At 35.8% G+C, this 23,219-nt stretch carries 20 protein-coding genes, 3 pseudogenes and 1 riboswitch; of the genes and pseudogenes, 15 read left to right on the top strand and 8 right to left on the bottom strand.

Features of this window, described 5'->3' with window-relative positions; genetic code table 11:
- The first annotated feature begins 51 nt into the window (after positions 1 to 51).
- Positions 52 to 1,128: an ethanolamine utilization protein EutH gene (gene eutH / locus OTJ99_RS10385; RefSeq protein ID WP_045166287.1), complete on the top strand. Its 1,077-nt coding sequence runs from the start codon at positions 52 to 54 to the stop codon at positions 1,126 to 1,128.
- Positions 1,129 to 1,141: 13 nt separating this feature from the next.
- Here the strand turns inward: eutH and OTJ99_RS10380 are convergent, their stop codons facing one another.
- The 3 genes from OTJ99_RS10380 to OTJ99_RS10370 all read right to left on the bottom strand — a co-directional run bounded on the left by OTJ99_RS10380 (position 1,142) and on the right by OTJ99_RS10370 (position 3,493).
- A complete protein-coding gene (locus OTJ99_RS10380; protein WP_045166288.1) occupies positions 1,142 to 2,038 on the bottom strand; it encodes a polysaccharide deacetylase family protein in 897 nt (298 codons plus the stop codon).
- Between the two features lie 208 nt (positions 2,039 to 2,246).
- Entirely contained in the window at positions 2,247 to 3,299 is a 1,053-nt protein-coding gene (locus OTJ99_RS10375) for a DUF2092 domain-containing protein (protein ID WP_045166289.1), read from the bottom strand.
- A gap of 71 nt (positions 3,300 to 3,370) precedes the next feature.
- Positions 3,371 to 3,493, bottom strand: coding sequence for a hypothetical protein (locus OTJ99_RS10370; RefSeq protein WP_268748529.1), 123 nt, complete (start codon positions 3,491 to 3,493; stop codon positions 3,371 to 3,373).
- A gap of 265 nt (positions 3,494 to 3,758) precedes the next feature.
- Between OTJ99_RS10370 and OTJ99_RS10365 the strand changes: the two genes are divergently transcribed.
- From OTJ99_RS10365 to OTJ99_RS10345, 5 genes and pseudogenes are all read left to right on the top strand, one after another.
- Positions 3,759 to 4,064, top strand: a complete 306-nt coding sequence (locus OTJ99_RS10365; RefSeq protein ID WP_235374985.1) for a hypothetical protein — start codon at positions 3,759 to 3,761, stop codon at positions 4,062 to 4,064.
- Positions 4,065 to 4,115: 51 nt separating this feature from the next.
- Complete coding sequence (locus OTJ99_RS10360; protein WP_235374986.1) at positions 4,116 to 5,492, top strand: putative bifunctional diguanylate cyclase/phosphodiesterase; 1,377 nt, start codon at positions 4,116 to 4,118, stop codon at positions 5,490 to 5,492.
- 157 nt (positions 5,493 to 5,649) lie between these two features.
- A pseudogene (locus tag OTJ99_RS10355) lies at positions 5,650 to 7,333 on the top strand (ribulokinase).
- A 120-nt stretch (positions 7,334 to 7,453) separates the two neighbouring features.
- A complete protein-coding gene (locus OTJ99_RS10350) occupies positions 7,454 to 8,548 on the top strand; it encodes a GntR family transcriptional regulator (protein WP_045166290.1) in 1,095 nt (364 codons plus the stop codon).
- A 2-nt stretch (positions 8,549 to 8,550) separates the two neighbouring features.
- Positions 8,551 to 9,194: pseudogene (locus OTJ99_RS10345) on the top strand (L-ribulose-5-phosphate 4-epimerase).
- An 84-nt stretch (positions 9,195 to 9,278) separates the two neighbouring features.
- Here the strand turns inward: OTJ99_RS10345 and OTJ99_RS10340 are convergent.
- Complete coding sequence (locus OTJ99_RS10340; protein WP_045166291.1) at positions 9,279 to 10,637, bottom strand: beta/alpha barrel domain-containing protein; 1,359 nt, start codon at positions 10,635 to 10,637, stop codon at positions 9,279 to 9,281.
- Between the two features lie 5 nt (positions 10,638 to 10,642).
- Positions 10,643 to 10,794, bottom strand: a riboswitch (cyclic di-AMP (ydaO/yuaA leader).
- A 42-nt stretch (positions 10,795 to 10,836) separates the two neighbouring features.
- Between OTJ99_RS10340 and OTJ99_RS10335 the strand changes: the two genes are divergently transcribed.
- Positions 10,837 to 11,037 carry a hypothetical protein gene (locus tag OTJ99_RS10335; protein ID WP_157841376.1) on the top strand — a complete coding sequence of 67 codons (201 nt, stop codon included), beginning with the start codon at positions 10,837 to 10,839 and terminating at the stop codon, positions 11,035 to 11,037.
- A pseudogene (locus OTJ99_RS10330) lies at positions 11,034 to 12,237 on the top strand (IS481 family transposase). The gene OTJ99_RS10335 and the pseudogene OTJ99_RS10330 overlap by 4 nt, the downstream one beginning before the upstream one ends.
- Here OTJ99_RS10330 and OTJ99_RS10325 read toward each other — a convergent pair.
- Positions 12,140 to 13,261 (bottom strand): DUF362 domain-containing protein, encoded by a 1,122-nt coding sequence (locus OTJ99_RS10325; RefSeq protein ID WP_045166294.1) that lies wholly within the window; start codon positions 13,259 to 13,261, stop codon positions 12,140 to 12,142. The pseudogene OTJ99_RS10330 and the gene OTJ99_RS10325 overlap by 98 nt on opposite strands.
- 217 nt (positions 13,262 to 13,478) lie before the next feature.
- Between OTJ99_RS10325 and OTJ99_RS10320 the strand changes: the two genes are divergently transcribed.
- From OTJ99_RS10320 to OTJ99_RS10310, 3 genes are read left to right on the top strand one after another with little or no spacing between them, the layout of a single operon-like run.
- Entirely contained in the window at positions 13,479 to 14,045 is a 567-nt protein-coding gene (locus OTJ99_RS10320) for an anthranilate synthase component II (RefSeq protein ID WP_045166295.1), read from the top strand.
- A gap of 13 nt (positions 14,046 to 14,058) precedes the next feature.
- Positions 14,059 to 15,381: an aminodeoxychorismate synthase component I gene (gene pabB / locus OTJ99_RS10315; protein WP_108720947.1), complete on the top strand. Its 1,323-nt coding sequence runs from the start codon at positions 14,059 to 14,061 to the stop codon at positions 15,379 to 15,381.
- Positions 15,382 to 15,399: 18 nt separating this feature from the next.
- Positions 15,400 to 16,161, top strand: coding sequence for an aminotransferase class IV (locus tag OTJ99_RS10310; protein ID WP_045166297.1), 762 nt, complete (start codon positions 15,400 to 15,402; stop codon positions 16,159 to 16,161).
- 163 nt (positions 16,162 to 16,324) lie between these two features.
- Here OTJ99_RS10310 and OTJ99_RS10305 read toward each other — a convergent pair whose 3' ends face one another.
- Complete coding sequence (locus OTJ99_RS10305; protein WP_045166298.1) at positions 16,325 to 16,930, bottom strand: TetR/AcrR family transcriptional regulator; 606 nt, start codon at positions 16,928 to 16,930, stop codon at positions 16,325 to 16,327.
- A gap of 242 nt (positions 16,931 to 17,172) precedes the next feature.
- Between OTJ99_RS10305 and OTJ99_RS10300 the strand changes: the two genes are divergently transcribed.
- Both OTJ99_RS10300 and OTJ99_RS10295 read left to right on the top strand, forming a co-directional pair.
- Entirely contained in the window at positions 17,173 to 17,871 is a 699-nt protein-coding gene (locus OTJ99_RS10300; protein ID WP_045166299.1) for a 4Fe-4S binding protein, read from the top strand.
- Positions 17,872 to 18,083: 212 nt separating this feature from the next.
- Positions 18,084 to 20,171 (top strand): ribonucleoside triphosphate reductase, encoded by a 2,088-nt coding sequence (locus OTJ99_RS10295; RefSeq protein WP_045166300.1) that lies wholly within the window; start codon positions 18,084 to 18,086, stop codon positions 20,169 to 20,171.
- A gap of 61 nt (positions 20,172 to 20,232) precedes the next feature.
- Here the strand turns inward: OTJ99_RS10295 and OTJ99_RS10290 are convergent, their stop codons facing one another.
- The gene (locus OTJ99_RS10290) at positions 20,233 to 20,667 is read right to left on the bottom strand and encodes a hypothetical protein (RefSeq protein ID WP_045166301.1); all 435 of its coding nucleotides are present in this window, start codon (positions 20,665 to 20,667) and stop codon (positions 20,233 to 20,235) included.
- 202 nt (positions 20,668 to 20,869) lie between these two features.
- Here OTJ99_RS10290 and OTJ99_RS10285 point away from each other — a divergent pair, with 202 nt between their 5' ends.
- Positions 20,870 to 21,820: an ROK family protein gene (locus tag OTJ99_RS10285; RefSeq protein WP_045166302.1), complete on the top strand. Its 951-nt coding sequence runs from the start codon at positions 20,870 to 20,872 to the stop codon at positions 21,818 to 21,820.
- A 28-nt stretch (positions 21,821 to 21,848) separates the two neighbouring features.
- On the top strand, positions 21,849 to 22,493 hold the full coding sequence (locus tag OTJ99_RS10280) for an SGNH/GDSL hydrolase family protein (protein ID WP_045166303.1): 645 nt from the start codon (positions 21,849 to 21,851) through the stop codon (positions 22,491 to 22,493).
- A 71-nt stretch (positions 22,494 to 22,564) separates the two neighbouring features.
- On the opposite strand, the gene OTJ99_RS10275 is transcribed toward OTJ99_RS10280, so the two are convergent.
- Positions 22,565 to 22,969 carry a hypothetical protein gene (locus OTJ99_RS10275; RefSeq protein ID WP_232841518.1) on the bottom strand — a complete coding sequence of 135 codons (405 nt, stop codon included), beginning with the start codon at positions 22,967 to 22,969 and terminating at the stop codon, positions 22,565 to 22,567.
- Between the last annotated feature and the right edge of the window lie 250 nt (positions 22,970 to 23,219).

The raw sequence follows: 23,219 nt of genomic DNA, 5'->3' as shown, positions 1-23,219 counted from the left end.
CTTGTGGTAAAATAACTCTAAACAAATGAAGTTTGAGAAGTGAGTTTAAAGATGCAACTGAGCAAAATCTTGTTTATGATATTTTCAATAGCCTTTGCAACAGGTGTTATTGATAAAATCTTTGGTGACAAGCTCAAACTTGGGTTAAAAATTGAAGAAGGCTTTGTAATCATGGCAAAAGCCGTTTTTTCGATGCTGGGCATTCTTTACTTATATCCATTTTTGGGTATGTTGCTGGTAAAACCTTCAAAGTTTTTAGCGCAGTTTTTTCATACCGACAGTGCAATATTAATTTCTTGTTTTTTACCCATAGATATGGGCGGGTATCACATATCCCAACAAGTATCAAAAGATGAAATGGCTAAGATAATAGGCGGTATTCTACTTAGCTCAAATTTGGGAGCGACCATTGGTTTTACATACCCTGTTGCATTTGGAATTTTGAAAGATGAGTCAAAAGAGGATTTTATAAAAGGAAGTCTTATTGGAATTGGATGCATTTCCGTTGCAGTTGTATTTACAAACCTGCTTTGGGGATATAATGTACTGAGGACATTAAAACTGGTAGCTATTGTTGTGATCGTTACTTTTATGCTTGCCATTGGGGTTTCAAGAGAATGGCGTTTTTTGATAACTGCAATGAAATTTTTGGGTAGTACAATGACCTTTGTTAACCTTGTAGGACTTGCGTTATTGGGATACCATATATTAACAAGCAAAGCTTTATTTCCTATAAAAACAGCTTTGCAAGACTGTATAGTCCTTCCGCTTAAAATGGCTGTTTTGATTGGTGGCAGCTATGTATTCTTTACAGTTATATACAATTTTCTAATAAATAGATTCAGGCTTTTGAAAGGTTCATATACTTTAAATCAAGCAGGGCTGGAAGGAATGTTGATGCTGCTTGTGAACTGTGTTCCTACACTTTACCTTTTTGATAAGATGGACAAAAGGTCAAAAATTTTAGCATCTGCCCTGTGCACGACGGCAGCTTCGGCTTTGGGTCCTCAGCTTGCATTTGTGGCAATATTTGCTACACCTTATGTTTCGCTTTTTCTTCTGAACAAGTTCATAAGCGCAGCTGCTGCGGTTGCAGCAACCCTAGTATATTTAAAATTTGGCACATAAAAAAGAGGCTTTTTTAGCCTCTTTTTTGCAATAAGGTTTGTTTTGTCTTTTTTTCGGTCAACGTTTTTACATGCTGCTTTTCCTTGGAAGTTTTGTGACCGGGATTGTGAACATAGATATCAGGATATTCACCATTTACAATTTTTATAAACTGGTCAAAAGTAGTTTTTTGTGAGATAGTAAACCGTGGAATTTCATACAGGTCAGTAGAAGATGTCACATATCCTTTTTTGGTAGTAAAAGCCAATTTGTAGTTGAAAGACTTTAAAACTTCTATTACTCTTTCATCATATGCACCAAACGGATAAGCAAAATAAGGAGAATTTATTAGCACTTGATTGTTTACAAAATCAAAAATTATGTCCAGCATGTTAGCCTGAAGGAGAATGGGCATTCCATTCAGCAGCCTGTGCATATCGTATGTGTGAGAACCAAACTCAAAGACGTCGGTGTATTTAAGAGTATCTTCCAGTGACAGATATTCAAATTCGTTTGAGGTATTCTTGGATATCAAGAATTTTCCGATTACAAATATGCATGCTTTAAAACCATATTTTTTTAGTACTGGATATGCCAATGTAATATTATTTTTGTATCCATCATCCATTGTTATTACAATGGCTTTTTTGGGTGGAATATATTCACCTTTTAAAAATTTGTACAGCTCTTCCATTGTTAAAGTCTTGAAGTTGTTTTTATAAAGATATTCCATCTGTTTTTCAAAATTCTGAATATCCACAACCGCAAAGGAATTACACTCTTGTGCTTCTTTTGAGCCTTTTGCAAAATAGTGATATACAAGCACAGGAATCTTAATCTGATCCTTTTGTGCAAGAGTTTGTATAGGAAAGACTGCTATGACTGCAAATATTATTAAAGTTAGGGCTAAAATATAGAATCCCTTTTTCATTGTCGTATCACCTTCTTTTGAGCACACTTAAAAGACGTCGCAATAACAGAATTATAAGTGTAGTTTATGTGAATTTGTTAAAATAAGTGTTACAAAAGTTAGGGAAGACATATTAAGAGGTGAAAGGGATAAAAAAAAGACTGCCGCACTTTTTCTCAAATATCAATTATGCGGCAGCCCAAGATATTCATTTACATAATTATGATGTTTATTTTATTTGCTGCATTTTAGCAACAAAATTCTCAATCAATTTCAAAAGACCGACTATGTCTACCTGACTGGACTGTTGTTTTATCATGTTTTGAGAAATTTGTGGGAACTTAACATCATTTCCTGTTGCAATATTTGTCATTTCAATTCTTGTCAAAACGCTATTAGTAGTTGCAGGTGCATTTTTAATTATTATCTTTACTATTTTTCCTGTCTTTTCATCAACGTAAAAGTTTATCTTGTAATCATCCAATTTTATTGACCTAATAAGCTTAGAAAGATTATTTTCAAGCTGTTTTGAGATCTCAGCTGAAGAAAGTTTATTTACATCGATATTTAAAGAGCTCAAAGCCTTCTTTTCATCGTCTGTCAAAGATTTTAAATAAACATCGAGCATAATCCGTAACTGAGAAAGTACAGATTTTGAAGATGTAGATAAAAATTCTTTAAATGCAGGTTCTAAAACCTTGCTTGGCAGAACGCTATTTAATGCCCAGCAGCTTATCTTCTTTGAACCAACAGATATTGTTGTCTTGTACGCGCTTTTTACAATTGAAGATGCTTGAGAGTTTAAGTAGTTCAATATGGTCTGGTAAAACTTGCTCATAGGCTGAGAAAGCGAGCTGTCAAGCATATTGATGCTCATCCAGAGAGTAGTTGGTATGGTGCTAAGCACGTACTTGTTATCTTTTGGATCTAAGGTGTAAATATTTTGCCCGTTTAAGAAGACGGTATGATTTACATTATCTTTCTTGGTTTGGATAAAAAACTTTCTATTTTTTCTGTCAAAAGCAACTTTGTAAGTCTTTGTATCATTGACAATAAGATTTAAACCATATCCCACTGACTTTTGCCCGGTTGACGTGGTGATTATGCCACACGAAAGAGGAGTGTCAGGATTTAGAATTTTTGAAAGCTCTGCTTTGAAAGTTTTTACTAACAAAGAAGCTTGGATTTGCTGACTTGATGCAGCAAGAACTGAAGATGATAGCAAGAAGGTTATAAAACAAATTGTCACAATCACCGAAATTACCCTTGCAGCTCTTTTCATTATTTCACCTCCAAGAGTTTTGAATATATGTTCCAACTAATTATTATATCACTCTTCGAAAAAAATGACTATCAGTTTTGTTTTTTATCATCATTCTTTTTACCCTTTGAAATTTTGTTTTTAGCTGTTTGCACACTAATTTGAGCAGTGCCTGGTGCTTTGGCAATTTGTTTTAAAATACCTATATTTTGCATCTTGCAACCACGTTTGTGACAGCTTAAGGGGTGCATAAAATGAGCCAAGGAACATTTTTAACTTATACTAAGTAAACGTACATAAACATACATTAGTAAATATTATAGTCAACTAATGTTTTAAATCGAAGAACATTAATTGGATTTCCAAATAAATTGCATGTCTTTCTTAAAAACCATTGAATTGGAAAGGTAAAAAGGGTAAAATTAGACTAACGAAAGGGGCAGTAGATAAATTCTCATTTAGAAAGGTGGAAAAGGATGTATGAAAGAAACTACGGTTGATTTATGGATAAAGGATTTTATAGAGCTTACCGATACCCAGTTTGAAAGGTTTGAGCAGGCAATAAAATCAGAAAGAGGATTTTGGCTATATGATATCAAAGAAAAGAAGATTTATCTGTCAGACGGCGTTGTGTATCTTACAATACAAAGTGAGAATATTGAGGACTATGTCCAAAAGCTGTTGGCTGAAAATGAATTTATCCACCTTTTAAATCTTGCAAAAGAAAGTATAGAGAATAAACAAAATGGTTTTTCCATCAGAGTAAAGCTAAAGGAAGGCAGATAGATTTTTGTTTGTGCTACCATCCTCTATAAAAAGGGAATACCATTTAGGATAGTGGGGACATTTGAAGATGTAACACCACATGTTTCATGTGATTTGAGACTGAACAGGTATATTGAACTTATTGCATATTACGATGATGTGACGGGACTTCCAAATAGAAACTTTTTAAACGAAAAGATTAGAGAGAGAATAGAGGAGAGCAAGAAAGAAAATACAAAATTTTGGATGATATTTATTGAAGTTAGTAATTTTGGTTATATCAATAAAATATTTGGACATGCAGTAGGAGATGAATTTTTAAAGTCGATAGCAATGGAGATAAAAAAGTTTTTGCCAAAAGAATGGATTTTCAGCAGATTTGGTGGGGATGAATTTGTAGTAGTGACAACAGATGTAGAGAAAGCTTCGGTTGTACAAATTGTAGAAAATCTTGTAGAAAGATTTTCAAGAAGTTGGAGTGTAATGGGAAAATGGTTATATACAAACATCAACATAGGGATTGCTGGATACCCGCAGGATGGCACAGAAGCTGATACAATTTTACAAAATGCAGAAATTGCCCTCACAATGGCCAAAAAGCGTGGAAAGGATATGGGCAAAAGTCTTTATGAGTTTTATGAAAGGTCTATGACAGAAGAGATTTTGAGAAGAGTTGAAATTGAGTCTGAAATCTTAAAAGGAATTCAAAATAAACAGTTCTTTTTAGTATATCAGCCAAAAGTATCCCGTGATGGTAGGACGGTTGTTGGGTTTGAGGCACTTCTGAGGTGGAACTCCCAGAAAGGGATCTTGACCCCAGACAAGTTTATCCAGATTGCAGAAGAGAGCGGCCTTGTGTATGAGTTAAACAGGCTCATATTGGATATTGTTTGCAGAGATGTAAAATATATAAAAGAAAATGGTTTCAAGAAAATACCGGTTGCCATAAATTTGTCAGGAAAAGAGTTTGCTATGTATAATATGGTGGGTATTTTAAGCAAATATCTGGAAAAACACAACGTGACTTCGGAAGATATTGAGATAGAAGTAACTGAGAGGGTAATTTTAAATAATTTAGAACTTTCAAAAGAAATTTTTAATAAACTTTATGAAAAAGGCATCAAGATTTCAATAGATGATTTTGGCACAGGTTATTCGTCCCTTGAGCTACTTTTGACACTTCCTATTCATGCCCTCAAGATTGACAAAAAGTTTATAAGCAGAATAGAGTTTTTTGGTAATGAATATGTTATTGTTAAAAATATCATTTATATGGCAAAAGAAATGAATTTGAAAACAATTGCTGAAGGTGTTGAAAGAAAAGAGCAATATGAGATATTAAAGGAATTAGGCTGCGATGAATTTCAAGGCTATTATTTTTCAAAGCCAATGAGAATAGAAGAGATAGCTGAGCTTAAAAAGCAAGATGAGACACCTAAAATACGATAAAGATAGTACCATAGTATTTTAGCATCTAAAACAGAAGGATGTGAAATTGTTCACGTACAACTTTTTTCACTCCTTCTCTTTTGTTCTTTTTGCATATATGCTACTATATTTTTAAAGAAACATGTATGCACAAGCAAAGGGGAAAAGGGGGATTTTTATGGCAAAGTTCAGTATAGGAATTGATTTTGGGACACAGTCAGGAAGAGCAGTGCTTGTAAATGTTGAGACAGGTGAAGAGGTTGCAACAAGTGTGAAAGAGTACACTCATGGAGTTATGGACGAGAGCTTGCCAGATGGTACAAAACTTCCTTATGACTGGGCACTTCAACATCCACAGGATTATATAGAGGTTTTAGCAACAACTGTTCCAGATGTCTTGAAAAAAGCAGGTGTTTCAAAAGATGATGTGATTGGAATAGGAATTGACTTTACAGCCTGCACAATGCTTCCTATCAAAAAGGATGGGACACCGCTTTGTGAGCTTCCCAAGTTCAAATCAAATCCTCATGCCTATGTTAAGCTGTGGAAACACCATGCTGCTCAAAAATATGCAAATAGGCTAAACCAGATAGCTCAAGAAAGAGGCGAGAAGTTTTTACAAAGATATGGCGGAAAGATTTCATCCGAGTGGCTATTCCCCAAAATCATGCAGATTTTAGAAGAAGCACCAGAGGTGTATGAAGAGGCAGATAGATTTATCGAGGCTGCTGACTGGATTGTAATGAAAATGACAGGGGTTGAGAAGAGGAACTCATGCACAGCAGGATATAAAGCTATCTGGAGCAAGAGGGAAGGATATCCTTCAAAAGAGTTTTTCAAGAGAGTTTTTCAAGGCACTTCATCCAAGGCTTAAAAATGTTGTTGATGAAAAGCTATCCCGCGATATATACCCTATCGGTCAAAAAGCTGGAGAGCTCACAGAGGAGATGGCAAAGCTAATGGGACTCAATCCTGGGACAGCTGTTGCAGTTGCAAATGTGGATGCGCATGTTTCAGTTCCTGCTGTTGTGATTACTGATATTGGTAAGATGCTGATGATAATCGGAACATCTACATGCCACATGCTTTTGTGGAATGAAGAAAAGATGGTGCCTGGTATCTGTGGTTGTGTTGAGGATGGAATTTTACCTGGCTTTTATGGGTATGAGGCAGGCCAGAGCTGTGTTGGTGACCATTTTGAGTGGTTTGTTGAAAACTGCGTGCCAGCGCATTACTTTGAAGAAGCAAAGCAAAAAGGATTAAATATCTACCAGCTTCTAAAAGAAAAAGCAAAGACTTTAAAGCCTGGCCAAAGTGGGCTTTTGGCGCTTGACTGGTGGAATGGTAACAGGTCAATTCTGGTTGATGCAGACCTCACTGGCATGATGCTTGGCATGACCCTAACCACAAAGCCAGAGGAGATGTATAGAGCCTTGATTGAGGCAACGGCGTATGGCACAAAGATAATAATTGACAATTTCAATGAGCATGGCATAGAGATAAGAGAGCTTTATGCGTGTGGTGGGATTGCTGAGAAAGACGAGCTTTTGATGCAGATTTATGCTGATGTAACAGGGCTTGAAATAAAAGTGTCAGCTTCACCTCAAACACCGGCACTTGGTTCTGCTATGTTTGGTGCAGTTGCTGCTGGAAAAGAAAAAGGCGGATATGACAGCATATTCGAGGCTGCAAAGAAGATGGCAAAACTAAAAGACTATTCTTACAAACCACATCCACAAAACCATGAGATTTACAAGAAACTCTACAGAGAATACAGAATTCTTCACGACTTCTTTGGCCGTGGAGCAAATGATGTGATGAAGAGGCTTAAAGAGATAAAAGAAAAAGTTTCAAGGATGTAAAACTTTTAGGTCTTTTAACTTTTCAAAAACAGGCTACCCATTTTTAAAAAGCTTTTCGGACTTTTTGAAGGGTAGCCTGCAAGTTAAATAATGGTATTGATTTAAAAATTTTTAAGTGGTATGATAAAAATAAACTCGTATGGACAAGATGATGATAAAATGAGCAAAACCAAATATGAGATTATAAAAGATTTTATTATTGAAGGAATTAACTCTGGCAAGTTCAAAGAGGGCGAAAAGATTTATTCAGAAAATATGCTTGCAAGAAAGTTCAAAGTTTCTCGTCACACTGTAAGAAGAGCTATAATGGAACTTGAGTTTGAAGGACTCCTTGTGTCTCAAAAGGGGAGAGGTACGTTTGTTGCAAAGAAAAGTGCCGACAGCTCTAAATGCATTGCTGTTCTGACAACATTTATATCCGACTACATCTTTCCCCTGATTATAAGGGGAATTGAAAAGGTGATAGCACATGAAGGGTATGGTCTTTTGCTGTTTTCGACTGACAACAGCTATGAATTTGAAAGATATCACTTGGAGAGCATAATAAACAACCCCAACATAGACGCTGTCATAATAGAGCCGACAAAAAGTGCCTTGCCTTCTAAAAATCAAGAGCTTTACAGAAAACTTATACAAAAAGAGATTCCTGTAATTTTCATCAACACTATTTTACAAGAGATAGCACAAAACTACATAATAACCAAAGACAAGTCGGCAGTTTATAAGCTTACTCAGAGTCTTATAAAAAGTGGGTGCAAAAAGCTTCTTGGCATTTTCAAAGGCGACGATTTGCAGGGGATAAAAAGGTATAGTGGGTTTGAAAAAGCATGCAAGGAGGCACAAGCAGAGTTTAATGCAATCTTTTTTACAAGTGAGGAATACAATTTTGTTCATACCAGAGCAGCTGAAATCATCTCAAGAGAAAGATTTGATGCTGCTGTTTGTTACAATGACAAGATTGCTCTTCCTCTTTGTGTAAAGCTAAAAGAAATGGGATTTAGAATTCCTCAAGATATATCAGTTACAGGGTATGACAACTCACTCCTTTCTACACTGACAGAAATAAAGCTCACAACAGTTGAACACCCAAAAGAAAAGCTTGGCGAGATGGCAGCAAAAGCAGCACTATCTATGATAAGGAAGAGCAGAACTGGCGTCAAGGAAGAGGTTGAATGTGAGATAATCTTCAGAAATTCAACAAAAGGAGGATTTTAAAAATGCTTGAAAGCTTAAAAGAGCTTGTTTGCAAATACAATTTATATCTTCCAAAATATGGTCTTGTTACATGGACATCCGGAAATGTGTCAGCTCGCGACCCTGAGACAAATTTTGTTGTTATAAAGCCCTCAGGTGTGATGTACGATGATTTGACCCCTGATAAGATGGTAGCTGTTGACATGGACGGAAATGTTGTTGAAGGAAATTTAAAACCATCTACAGACACCCTCATGCATCTTTATGTATACAAGCACATGCCACATATAAATGCAGTGGTGCACACACATTCTAACTATGCAACGGCATTTGCAGCACTGGGCCAGCCAATAAAAGTATATTTGACAGCAATTGCCAATGAGTTTGGCTGTGAGATTCCACGCGGACCGTATGCTCAGATTGGTGGTGAAGACATAGGCAAGGTAATAGTTGAGTATATAGGAGAAAGCCCGGCAATTCTTCTTCAAAACCATGGAGTATTTACAATAGGAAGGACTGTTGATGAGGCAGTAAAAGCGGCTGTTATGGTAGAAGATGTTGCAAAACAGTATTTATTGCAAAGATGATGGGCGAGCCTATCGAGATTCCACCTGATGAGGTAAAAAGAGCTCATGAGAGGTACATGACAAAATATGGGCAAAAATAAAAAATTACTTTTCCCCCAGCACAAGAAAGGGTTGTTAATATAACATAAGGCTGCCGTTTTCAAGTGGCAGCCTTGCTTGTTTTTTTACAGTCCAAATATTTTGCTTACAACCTCTTTTAACTCTTCATCACTTATTGATGTATTTCTTCCATTTTCATATTGACTGTCTACCCACTCTTTGACCTTCTGAACCCTTGGGTCTTTTTTGTCAACCTGAATGTCAATACCGCTGTCTTTAAAATACCTGTTTATCCAGATTACAATTCCTGCAATGCCTGAGTATGCATCTATAATAACCTTTGGTGGTCTTCCCAAGATTTTACCTGTATCAAATATATTGTAGATTTCCTCATCCTTCATAAGCCCGTCTGCGTGAATTCCAGCCCGTGTTGCGTTAAAGTTGTCACCAACAAAGGGCGTCATTGGCGGAATTTCATAGCCTATTTCTCTTTTAAAATAGTCGGCAATCTCAGATATCACAGCAACATTCATACCGTCTGCAGACCCTCTTATCTGAATATATTCCATCACCATTGCCTCTAATGGAGTGTTGCCGGTTCGCTCACCTATTCCTAAAAGTGATGTGTTTACCATTGAAGCACCATAAAGCCATGCCATTGTAGAGTTTATCACAGCCTTGTAAAAATCATTGTGCCCATGCCATTCAAGCCACTCAGATGGCACTTCACCATAGTTGACAATACCATAGATTATTTGAGGAACGCTTCTTGGAAGAGCCACCCCCGGTATTGGTGAGCCAAGTCCTAAGGTATCACAGGCTCTGATTTTTACAGGCATATTTGCCTCTTTCGAAAGCTTCATAAGCTCATTTATAAACGGCAGGACAAACCCGTAAAAGTCTGCGCGTGTAATGTCTTCAAAATGGCACCTTGGAATAATTCCTGCCTCTAAAGCTGCCGACACAATCTCTAAGTATTGCTTCATTGCCTGGCTTCGTGTCATCTTGAGCTTCTTAAAAATGTGATAGTCCGAGCATGAAACCAGAATTCCTGTTTCCTTGATACCAAGACTTTTTACAATCTCAAAATCCTCTTTTTTTGCGCGAATCCAAGCAGTTACCTTTGGGAAATCATAACCTTTTTCCAAACATTTTAAAACTGCTTCCTTGTCCTGCTTTGAGTACACAAAAAATTCTGTGTGAAGAATAATGCCACTTCCATTGTCAAGCTCATGCAAATAGTCATAAATTCTACAGATTTGTTCAACAGTGTAAGGTGAGCGTGATTGCTGGCCGTCTCTGAAAGTTGTGTCGGTAATATAAAGTTTTTCTGGGACGTTCATGGGCACAATCCTGTGGTTGAAAACAAGCCTTGGTACTTCATTATAAGGATAGATGTTCCTAAAAAGATTTGGTTCATCAACGTCTCTGAACTGATACTCAATCTCAAGAATGTGAGTCTTTGGATTAAATTTGACATTCATAAAAACAAACCTCCCTTTCAAAGCTTCGGGGGTTAGCTGACGGGTTCGGGCAGAAAGGGATATTTGCCCTACAAGGCAAGATGCCTTGATTCACCCCAAAAAAGTGGGTCCCCCCTATCCTGTGGATTTTGCCACAGGAATTCAGCTTTTTTGATTTTATTTTTTATTATGATTTTTATCATACCAGAAAAGCGGCAGTTTGGCAAGGAAGAATATTCTCTATACCTCGAATAGGTGTAAAGATATTTACCACAGCGAAAGAATGTGCGAAGATACTAAGGAGAAGGTTATAAAAAGAATTGAGGCTGCCTCCCTCCTGCTTGATATAATTAAGAAGTGTAACCTACCATTCAAAAGAAATATTCAAAAACTACCAGGATGGGAGGACAGCCTGCTATGAATATTATACCATATCACGAAATAAGAAAAATATCTCCCGAAAAAGCAAGAGAATTAGTTCGAAAAGTATTTGAGGCAAATAACAAAAACGTATAAAAAACTGCTAAAATATTAGGTGTATCAAGAGCTACTATAAGAAGAGCAATATATGGTCCCCTTGAGGATAAATCAAGAAAACCTAAAACTTGCCCTAAAAAACTTTCTTCTGAACTTGAAAAGCCTATTTCCCAAGAGGCTAAAAGAACAGGATTCAAGAATACAGACGTCTTTCCCTTTATTTGTTCAGAAAATACGGTGTTAAAATAAGTGAAAACACGATAAAATCAATTCTCAAAAGAAATGCTGCTACCTGGGAAAAACAAGGAAGACAAAAAAGGGAGAAAGAAGTTTGTATGATTACGAAGCTCTTATTCCCTTTTCTGAATTCCAGCTTGATACAAAATATCTTTTAGACAAAGATAGTCTTCCCAAAGAAGTATATGAGCACATTAAAAAATACAATCTACCATGTTATGAATGGAACATTATAGATGTTGCAACAAGGACAAGATTTACAGCTTATTCATACGAGCTTTCATCTACTTTTGGTTTTATGTTTGTCCTATTGGTAGCTTTATGGCTTAGGACACATAATGTGAGAAACCAAATAAGGATAAGATTAGACAATGGAGCAGAGTTTTGTGGTGGGAGCGAAAAAAAGCTTAAGGAGTGGAATGAGATGTTGTCATTTTTAAGAGTAGAGCTAAATCCTATTCCACCAAAAGCAAAACACTTGATGGGTATAATTGAAAATTCACATAGAGCGGATGATGAGTATTTTTTGATGATTCATGCTGAAAGATGCAAAACAAAAGATGAATTTATTCAAAGAGCCCAAAGATGGCAGGATACATGGAATTTCTTCAGACCTCATAATGGCAAAGGGATGAATGGGAGGACACCATTTGAAAAGTTCAGGGACTTCAAAACTTTGGTCTCCTCCCATGTCTTTCAGTTTCCTACGTTACTTCTTGAGGATATTCTGAAGAAGGTAGGTACTTTCTATTCTCTGTTCTGTAATAAATTAGGTGGTAAATATGTCTTCACCACGTGCCGAATATTCTCTATACCTTCACAAGCTCATACTCTAAACTTCCAAGCCCAATCTCTTGAGCATGCTTTAGTGCAACTCTCCAGTCTGTGTCAGGATGAACGCTCTTAAACCTGTCAATCTTGCCATCAACTTCAATGTGTTTTGCCTTTTCAAACACAGACCCAGCTGGTGTGAATGCAGAGCTATTTACAAGGTCAACACATGCCTTGTCAAGCGCAACAGGGTCAAATGATGCTGCAATACCAATGTCTGGTGCAATAGGAATATCATTGTGTGACCAGCAGTCACAGTCAGGTGATATGTTCATTATAAAGTTTACATGAAAATGAGGCTTATCTTTGAGCACTGCATACGCATACTCAGCAATCTTTTCGCTTGCGATTGATGCTGCCTCATCCCACTTGACTGTTGCCGCTTCAAACTGGCACACTGCAACGCACTGGCCACATCCAACACACTTTTCATAGCTAATTACCGCTTTTTTCTTCTCATTCAAAGTTATAGCAAGCTGAGCACAGCTTTTGACGCACATTCCACAGCCAACACATTTTGATGTCTTTATAACCGGCTTTGAAGATGAGTGCATAAAAAGCTTTCCACCGCGGGAGCCAGAACCCATCCCGATATTTTTGATAGCGCCACCAAACCCTGTCATCTCATGACCTTTAAAGTGGTTCATTGAGATTATAATATCAGCGTCTGCAATGGCAGATCCAATCTTTGCTTTTTGTGTGTGTTTGAGGTTTACCTCAATCTCTCTGTACTCTGTTCCTTTGAGTCCATCAGCAATGATAACGTGACAGCCAAGCACAAGCGGGTTAAACCCATTTTCATACGCAGCTTCTAAGTGATCCAAAGCGTTGCTCCTTCTTCCTGTGTAAAGTGTGTTTGCATCTGTCACAAACGGTTTTCCACCGAGGCTTTTGATGAGTTTCACAATCCTTGCGACATAGTTTGGTCTTATATACGCAAGGTTTCCTGGTTCTCCAAAGTGGACCTTGATAGCAACAAACTTGTTTTTGAAATCGATTGTTTCGATCCCTGCCTTTTTCACAAGATTTTCAAGCTTGTCAAGCATATTATACCCCGGTTTGGTTTTAAAGTCTGTGAAATACACCTTTGATGCAGCCATGTTCTCTCTCCATCCCCTTTCAAAAACTTTCTGTGAGAAAAATTATAATCCTTTTTTTGATTTTTGAATAGCTCATTTTTACACAAAACTACAAATATTTTAAAACTTTTGGTATCAAGCTTCTTGCATTAATAATACAATAGCTGAAATGAAGTTTACAAGAGTGCACTTTTTTGATATAAAGTATTATATATGATACTCTTAGAGTGGGGTAAAAATGGTATTGATTATTGACAACTTTGACTCGTTTACATATAATCTATACAATTATTTTCTAAGATTAGGTGAAAAAACAATTGTAAAAAACAGAGATGAGATTGACATTGGATATATCTATAGCTTAAACCCTACATATATAGTTTTGTCTCCCGGACCGGGAAGACCTGACGATGACAGAATTCTATTTGAAATAATAGATAACTTTAAAGAAAGCAAAAAGATTCTTGGGGTGTGTTTGGGTCATCAGGCAATAGGGATGTACTTTGGTGCAAGGCTTACAAAGGCAAAAAGACCTATGCATGGGATTGTAGATACAATAGATCACGATGGAAAAGGAATTTTTAAAGGATTGAAAAATCCTTTAAATGTCACAAGATATCATTCGCTTATATTGGAAAGAAATAGCATAGACAATACAGATCTTGTAATCACTGCAAAGACAAAAGACGGTGAGGTTATGGGTATAAGGCATAAGTTTTACAAAATTGAAGGTGTTCAGTTTCATCCAGAGTCAATTGCAACTAAACAGGGTCTTTTGATGATAAAAAACTTTTTAAGAGGGTGAAAATTTGTTAAAGATACAAGTTATAAGTGATTTTGGTAAGCCATTTTGTGTATTTTTTAATTTAAAAGAGGATTTTTCTGTTCTTCTTGAGAGCAATCTCTATAACAAAAGCTATGGAAGATATTCGTTTTTATTTTTAAGACCAAAAGAGGTTTTTATATGCCAAGACCATGATGATAGCTTTGAATATTTAGAAAAGCTTTCAAAAGAAGTTTCAAAGAGAAGAAATGATTCAGATTTTATTTTCAATGGCGGGTTTGCAGGGTATTTTTCATACAACTTTGGTGTTGACTTATATAAAGTTGAAAGAAAAAGAGACTTTTCTTGTGTGTATAAAGCCTTTTTTGGATATTATGAGGATTTTATAGTCTTTGACCATCTTAGCAAAGAGATTTATATTAACCTTTCTTCGAAAAAAGACTTAGAAAAAGTAAAAGAGATTATCTGGGCACAAAAAGATTGTACGCAGTATAAAGATTTTGCAAAGCCGGTTGTCTTGTCTGTTTTGCCAAATTTTGAAAAAGAAGAGTATAAAAAGTGTGTAAAGAGGATTAAAGAATATATTTATGAAGGCGATGTGTATCAGGTTAACCTTTCACAGCGTTTTGTGTTCAAAGGAAAGTTTGACCCTGATTATTTATACTTTTGTTTGCGAAACAGAAACTTTGGTGCATACCATGCATACATAAAACTGCCAAATGCAAGCATAATTTCAACATCTCCTGAGCTTTTTTTGAGAAAAAGAGGCTCTGAGATTATAACAAAGCCTATTAAAGGTACAATCAGGCGAGGGAAAAGTGCAGATGAAGACAAGGTTTTAAAAGAAAAACTTTTTAATGATACAAAATGCCGATCAGAGCTTTTGATGATTGTAGATCTTGAAAGAAACGATTTTGCAAAAGTCTGCAAACCCTGGTCAATTGAGGTGCCAAAACTTTTGGAGGTAGAAAGCTACTCAAGTGTATTTCACTTAGTTTCAACAATAAAAGGTGAAATAAACTCTGGGGTCACGCTTTCTGACATAATTAAAGCTACATTTCCGGGTGGGTCTATCACAGGTGCACCAAAATTAAATGCGATAAAGATAATTGAAGAGCTTGAAAAAGATCCAAGAGGAGTTTACACTGGTTCTATTGGTTATATAGCAAATAATTTCAATATGGATTTTAACATTGCAATAAGAACTCTGGTTTTAGAAGGCGAAAGTAGCTATTTTAATGTCGGTGGCGGAATTGTGTGGGATTCTGATGAGGAAGAGGAGTACAAAGAGACCTTGTACAAGGGAAAACCATTTTTTGAGATATTAGGCTGCAGAGAGTTTATAGAAAATATTTGAAATGGGGGAAGTTTAAATTTGCTTTTTTCAGATAGTTTTGATACCTTTAAGTTTGGACTTTTGCCATTTGAAACAATATATTATCAAGAGGGCATACCTTACTTTTTATATGATCATTTTATGAGACTTAAAAGAGCTTTTTGGATTTTAAATCTGCCTTGCAAAATTAGGTATGAAGACTTTGAAAAAAAGGTGCTTGATTTTATCCTGTCATCTTCTAAAAGATTTGGTGCGATTAGGGTAACATATTACAAAAACACCTTGATGATTGAAGAAAAAGGGATAAGATATACAAATGAATTATTTACCCAGGGCTTGAGTCTGATAGTTGCAAGGTCAAGAAAAGATTCAAAGAATATTTTGAACTATATCAAAACATATAACATGGGTATAAATTTTATAGAAGAAATTTGGGCAAAAAAGAAGGGATTTGACAGCTGCTTATTTTTAAACCAGCAAGGTTTTATCTGCGAAGCTGCGTTTGCCAATATATTCTTCAGAAAAGGTTTTACCTTATATACCCCTCACTTGTCATGCGGGCTTTTGCCCGGAATTATGAGAAAAAAGGTGTGTTTATTAGCAGAGAAGTTAAGTTATGAAGTAAAAAAAGAGTTTTTGACTTTAGAAGACATTGCAAAAATGGATGAGTGCTTTATAACAAGTAGCATTGCAGGAATTTTTCCTGTAAAGAGGATTGATAATATTGAATTTTATGGCAGAGAATTTGCAGAGACTATTTCAAAGGAAGAATATTTCAGAAGACCGTGGAATGAGATATAAAAAAAGTTACCCAAATTTTGCATGCACATCTTTTTCCTTGTTTTTAAGTGAGCACTTGATGGCGATTGACAAAGGAAAGTTTCTTCTTTATCAGACAAAAAAAGGGAGGATGTATGAATAAATTGTGAAATGTGTGTGAATAGAAGTTAAGAAAATGTGAAAATCACTTTTCAAGAATTTTTCGAATTGTATCTAAAAGAAGTGGTTTTACCTTTTCAATTGGTGCAGGCTCTTCTTTTACAATACTTGAATATGTGATTGAACTGACAAGCTCTAAAATCATGAACACAACCATCTCAAACTCTTCTTCTGAATACTTTGTTTGAATATTTTTAAGCAGAGTCTCTTTTGCAAGCTTTATCTCAGAGAATTCTTCATTGTCAGTTATCTTTCTGAAAAATACCCATGAAAAATCCTTTTTCAAAAATCTGAATAAAAATCTATTTTTGCTCAAGTAGTCAATTATAAATTCCAAGAAATACAAGAATTTGTCTACAGGTGATGAAAATTCTTTATTTTCAATTTCTACTAAGGCTTTTTTTACAATCTCAGCGCTTTTTCTGAGTATTAACTTTTCAAGGATATCTTCTTTATCTTTAAAGTAAAGATAAAAAGTACCTTTTGCAACCCCTGCTTTTTTAACAATTTCATCTATTGCTGTATTTGTGATTCCTTTTTCAATAAATAAATTATATGCTGCCTCAAGAAGTCTGTTTTCTTTTATCAATTTTTTTTGTTCTCTTCTTCTACCTTCTTTTCTTAGAAGCATTGAGTACCCCTTTCTTTAATGAGTTTTAATATTTGCCTAATCACCATTATACCTTAATTAATTGTGTATGTAAAATCTCAACTTTTAGAAATTTCTTCTTGTGCACAATCTGAAAATGGAAAAATTAAACCATGAAAATTTTCATGAAGCTTTTCTAATTGATCTACAATACCTACCTATGGTATATATTATGCCCGAAGATGGCCACTTACAAAAGATAAGAGCAAGGGGGTATAGACAGCATGGAAGTTTTGCAGAAGAATTTGGGAAAAGGCTACCACAAGAAAACAACAAAAGTGCCCAGTTACAAGACGTTTGTTGCTCTTATTCTGCCCACAGTTATTATAACAGGCTTATTTTATCCTCTAATTGGCCTTTTTGCATTTGTGTGTATGGCAGGGGCAGTAATTTTGAGTTTCTATAAAGGAAGATATTGGTGTTATAAATTCTGTCCAAGAGGTGCTTTTTTGGATGAATTTATTTCAAAGCTCAGCTTCCAAAGGTCAGTTCCTCAAATTTTAAAATCAGTTTTTTCAAAGGCATTTTGGGTTGTATTTTTCATACTTATGATGGCTATGAATTTAATAAGAAGTGGTGGAGATATATATAAGTTTGGCAAGGGTATAGTTTTGCTTTTGTGGCTTACAACTTTATTGGCAATAATTGGCGGAATTTTATCCAAACCAAGGACGTGGTGTATTGTCTGCCCAATGGGGACAATAAGTGGGCTTGTTGGAAAAAATAAAAAGTCTTTGAAGATAGATGTAAACAGATGTGTCGAGTGCAAGCTCTGCAGCAAGAATTGTCCAATGGAAATAGAGGTTTGTTCTTTGAAGGAAAGCGAAAAAGTAAAGAGTATAAACTGTATAAGATGTGAAACTTGTGCTAATGTATGTCCAAAAAACGCCATTACAAGCTCAGAAATAAAAGCAGCATTTTAAAGAGCTGCATTTTGTTTTTTTACTTTTCTCTTACTTTTATTTCCTTAATTTCAATTATAATTCTTTTCGTTCTGCATTGACTTAAAAATGGTGTTGGAATATAATATATTGTGTTCAGGAAATGTTTTAGACACAATATATAGTGGTATAAAATCTTTAAGGCTGTTTAGAATGAGTATTTTAAAGATCGGCATGTGAAAGGGGTAAAAAAAATGATAACAAAAGTTATGAAGAGAGATGGAACAATTGTTGACTTTGACAGAAAGAAAATTGAAAATGCAATATTTAAGGCTGCAAAGGCTGTTGGTGGCTCTGACTATTCAATTGCTGAAAAGCTTACCGACCAGGTAATAGAGCTTTTGGAAAAGAAGTTTGGATACTCAATTCCTCATGTTGAAGAGATTCAGGACATAGTAGAAAAGGTTTTGATAGAAAACGGTCATGCAAAGACAGCAAAAGCATACATTCTTTACAGAAAACAACATCAGGATATGAGAGAGTTCAAAAACCTGTTTTTGGACATTGAGAATACAGTTGACCAATATATTGGGAAGACGGACTGGAGAGTAAATGAGAACAGCAACATGAGCTATTCACTGCAGGGCTTGAATAACCATATCTCAACAGCAGTTATATCTAAGTACTGGTTGAACAAGATATATCCAAAGGAAGTTGCAGAAGCCCATATTAATGGAGATCTTCACATTCATGATTTAGGAGTATTGGGTGTTTATTGCTGCGGATGGGATTTGAGAGATCTTCTTTTAAACGGCTTTACAGGTGTTGAAGGCAAAGTTGCATCAAAACCAGCAAAGCATTTTAGAAGTGCTCTTGGTCAGGTTGTAAACTTCTTTTATACTCTACAGGGTGAGGCTGCAGGTGCACAGGCTTTTTCTAACTTTGACACATACCTTGCACCCTTTATATACTACGACAAACTCACATATTCAGATGTAAAACAGGCTCTTCAGGAATTTGTATTTAACACAAACGTGCCAACAAGGGTGGGTTTCCAGAGCCCGTTTACAAATATAACCTTAGACTTGGTACCTCCTTCTACATTAAAAGATGAGCCTGTTATCATTGGTGGCAAAATAATGGATAGAACCTACAAAGAGTTTCAGCGCGAGATGGATATGTTCAACATGGCATTTGCCGAGGTTATGATGGAAGGAGACGCAAAAGGCAGGATTTTCTCATTCCCAATCCCAACATACAACATAACAAAGGATTTTGACTGGGACAGTCCAGTGGTTGACAAAATTATGGAGATGACAGCAAAGTATGGTCTTCCTTACTTCAGCAACTTTGTAAACTCTGATATGAAACCTGAAGATGCAAGGTCAATGTGCTGCAGACTTAGACTTGACAATCGTGAGCTCAGAAAACGTGGCGGGGGACTTTTTGGCGCAAATCCGCTGACTGGTTCAATTGGTGTTGTTACAATTAACCTGCCAAGAATAGGATACCTGTCAAAGTCCGAAGATGAATACTTTGAAAGACTTGCAAGACTTATGGACATTGCAAAGACAAGCCTTGAAATAAAAAGAGAGGTATTAGAAGATCTTACCAAGAAAGGTTTATATCCGTATTCAAGATTTTATCTCCGAGACATATACGCACGATTTGGGGAATATTGGAAGAATCACTTCAATACAATTGGAATTGTAGGAATGCATGAAAGCCTGCTCAACTTTATGGGTGTTGGAATTGATACAAAAGAGGGAAGAGAGTTTGCTATAAAAGTGCTTGACTTTATGAGAGAAAGAATAAGAAAGTACCAAGAAGAGACAGGTATTCTTTACAATCTTGAGGCAACACCTGCAGAAGGAACATCATACAGGCTTGCAAGAAAAGACAAGCAGATGTTCCCGGACATAATTACATCAGGCAAGGACGAGCCATTTTACACAAACTCAACCCAGCTTCCTGTTGATTACACAGATGACATATTCACAGCTTTGGACCATCAAGAAGAGCTTCAGATTCGCTACACAGGCGGAACTGTTTTGCACGGGTTTGTTGGTGAAAAGATTGATGATATTCAAGTTTGCAAAGAGATAGTCAAAAAGATTGCATACAACTATAGAATTCCATACTACACAATAACACCGACATTCTCTGTATGCCCAGACCATGGATATGTTGCAGGTGAGCACTTTAGCTGTCCGACATGCGGCAAAGAGTGTGAGGTTTACTCAAGAGTTGTTGGCTACTACAGACCCGTTCAGTGCTGGAACAAGGGTAAGCAAGAGGAGTTTAAGTTCAGAAAAGAGTATAAGATTGCGGTGAGAAGGTAAAGATGAAAACTTTACTTTAAAAACAAAGAGAGCTAATCAGATGTGTTTTTTCACACACTGATTAGCTCTTTTTGTTAAATATTGACTTGTAGATTAATTTATCTGCTATCAATACCAGATAAAACAACAAACCACTAATTGGGATACCAAAAAGATAGAAGAAGTTTTTTGTTTCAATTATTTTTAAAATGAAAATAATTACTGCTGTGCAACAGGAGATTAATAATGCTATTTTAGTTAGGTTCCATGGTCTTGTAAAGTCAGGTTTTGTTTGGACTCCAAATTGTTTCCATATATCTTCAAATCCATACCTTCCTATAAGCAATGCTAATTCGGGTAAAAACAAATAGACAATTATAACACTTAACATCAATAGCAGACCGCCAAATGATTTGTTAATAATGGAAAGAATAGTACCCCCAATAAAGCCAATAAAGGCAGGGACTAAAACGAAATATTTAAAAAAGACCTCAAATATTTTACCTATTAACTTCATAGCTTCTCCTCTATTATGTTGCAAATTTTTTTTTCATAATATCAAAAAAAACAATTCTTGTAGCTAACAAAAAATATTTAATTTTTATGCAAACTTATTATGCAAAATATCTAAAAATAGAGACTAAAAAGTATATTTTACTTAATCTCCTTTTGTTGATATAATAAAATCAAAATCTTAAGATTTAGAAAGGAGAGAGAAGGTGTATTACATAGGAATTGACTTAGGGGGAACAAATATTGCGGCTGGGATTGTTGACGAGGAAGGGAAAATTATAAAAAAAGGTTCTGTTCCAACAGGTGCACACAGACATTATACAGAGATTATGAAGGATATGGCTGAGCTTTCTTTAAATCTTGTAAAGGAATGTGGTCTTACACTTGATGATATTCATTCTGTTGGTATTGGAAGTCCGGGCACACCTGACAATGAAAAAGGCATGATTCTTTACAGCAACAACATTGCTTTTTTAAACGTTCCTATGAGAGAAGAGATACAAAAATATATTCCAAAGCCTGTTAACATAGAAAACGATGCAAACTGTGCAGCATATGGTGAATATATAGCAGGTGGCGCAAAAGGCACAAGGATTTCTGTTACAATCACATTGGGAACTGGCATTGGCGGGGGAATTATAATCGATGGGAAAATATACACCGGGGCACATCATGCAGGTGCTGAGCTTGGGCACATGGTGATTTGTGTTGACGGTGAGCAGTGCACATGTGGCCGAAAAGGGTGCTGGGAGGCGTATGCATCAGCAACTGCCTTAATTCGCATGACAAGAGAGGCTGCTGCAAGAAACATAAACAGTACTATCATGAAACTTGTAAATGGCGATATTTCAAAGATTGATGCAAAAACAGCTTTTGATGCAAAGCGAATGGGAGACAGCACTGGTGCAGCAATTGTTGATAAGTATGTAAAATATTTAGCAGAAGGGCTTGTGAATGTTTGCAATATATTTGAACCAGAGGTAATTTGCATTGGCGGGGGAGTTAGCAAAGAAGGGGAATACCTGCTTGGACCGGTAAGAGAATATGTTTACGAAAAATTCTATTGCAAACAAATAACACCTCCTAAAATAATTCCAGCTGTCTTAGGAAATGATGCGGGTATAATTGGTGCTGCGCTTTTGGCAAAGCAGATTTAAAGAACTTATAAAAGAAGGTGAGTTTTTGATGTTAATTGAAAAAGGCTCAAAACTTCTTTTTATTGGTGATTCTATCACAGACTGTGGAAGGGCAAGACCAGTTGGCGAAGGTTTGCATTGGAACAATTTGGGCAGTGGGTATGTTTCTCTTGTTTCAGCTCAGCTTCTTGCAAAGTATCCAGAAAGCAGAATAAGAGTTATCAATATGGGTGTTGGAGGAGATACAGTAAGGCATCTCAAAGCGCGCTGGCAGACAGATGTTTTAGATTTAAAGCCTGACTGGCTTTCTATCATGATAGGTATAAATGATGTTTGGAGACAGTTTGACAATCCACTTATTCCTGAGTGCCATGTGTATTTGGATGAGTACAAGTCTACCTTGGATGAGCTTATAAATCTTACAAAGCCAGACTTAAAAGGACTTGTTCTGATGTCGCCATTTATAATTGATGATAACAAAAATGATGCTATGAGGAAAAAGATGGATGAGTACAGATTTGCAATGAAAGAAATAGCTCAAAAACATAACGCTATTTTTGTAGATGTGCAAGAGGAGTTTGACAGGTTCTTAAAACATTATCATTCATATGCACTTGCGCTTGACAGAATCCATCCAAATTTAACAGGCCATATGATTATAGCCAACGCGTTTTTGAGAGCAATAGAATTTTAAACTAAAAAGGCAGGCTTTTTGGATTTCACTCTGATTTTCAGCCTGCCTTTTATAATTTAATTTTCTTTTTATCAATTTTGTGGGCCTGGGTGATAATCTAAATTTTCTGAAGTTATCTTCCACTCGCCATTTTCTTTTGCTAAATTGTAATAATAGCGAATAACAGCATCTCTATTAATTAAAAAAGTTTTTTTGGGTAATTTTTTAATTTGTTCTTCTATTTCTTTCTTTTTCTTAATAATATCCTCTTCTTTACCAGATGTTGTTTTATAAATATCAATATTGTTTATTTTATTCAACTCTGCAGGAGGAATTTTAGACTCATCTAAACCTGATAACACGGCTTTGTTTTCTTCATATACATCAACTACAACCATTGCAGTGTCTCCATTAATTTTTATTTCTAAAAATTTTATATCATTTATTTTATCTTCTGCTGTTCTAATACTTGATGAGGGATATGCTTCAGCAAGCACAGCGTTTCGGTAAACTTCTAATCTGTTTGCAAGCCATCCAGATTTGCTGCTAAAATATTTTTTGCATTCATCAGTAACTTCCTTAATCTTTTTTCTTGACTTTGTCAGTTAAGAGGTGTTTTTGAGCTAACAAAAAATAACAAAGTCTTAATTTATGCGGGTTTCAAGAAGAGAAAAATAAAAAATTTTAAAAAATGTAGGGACAAATTTTAGCTTAATATATACTGAATTTGCTTGACTTTTTAAATAT

It is taken from the genome of Caldicellulosiruptor naganoensis (assembly GCF_026914285.1).
GTDB classification, from domain to species: Bacteria; Bacillota; Thermoanaerobacteria; order Caldicellulosiruptorales; family Caldicellulosiruptoraceae; genus Caldicellulosiruptor; species Caldicellulosiruptor naganoensis.
The sequence above is the reverse complement of the archived record's forward strand: the minus strand, read 5'-3'. Positions and strand labels throughout refer to the sequence as shown.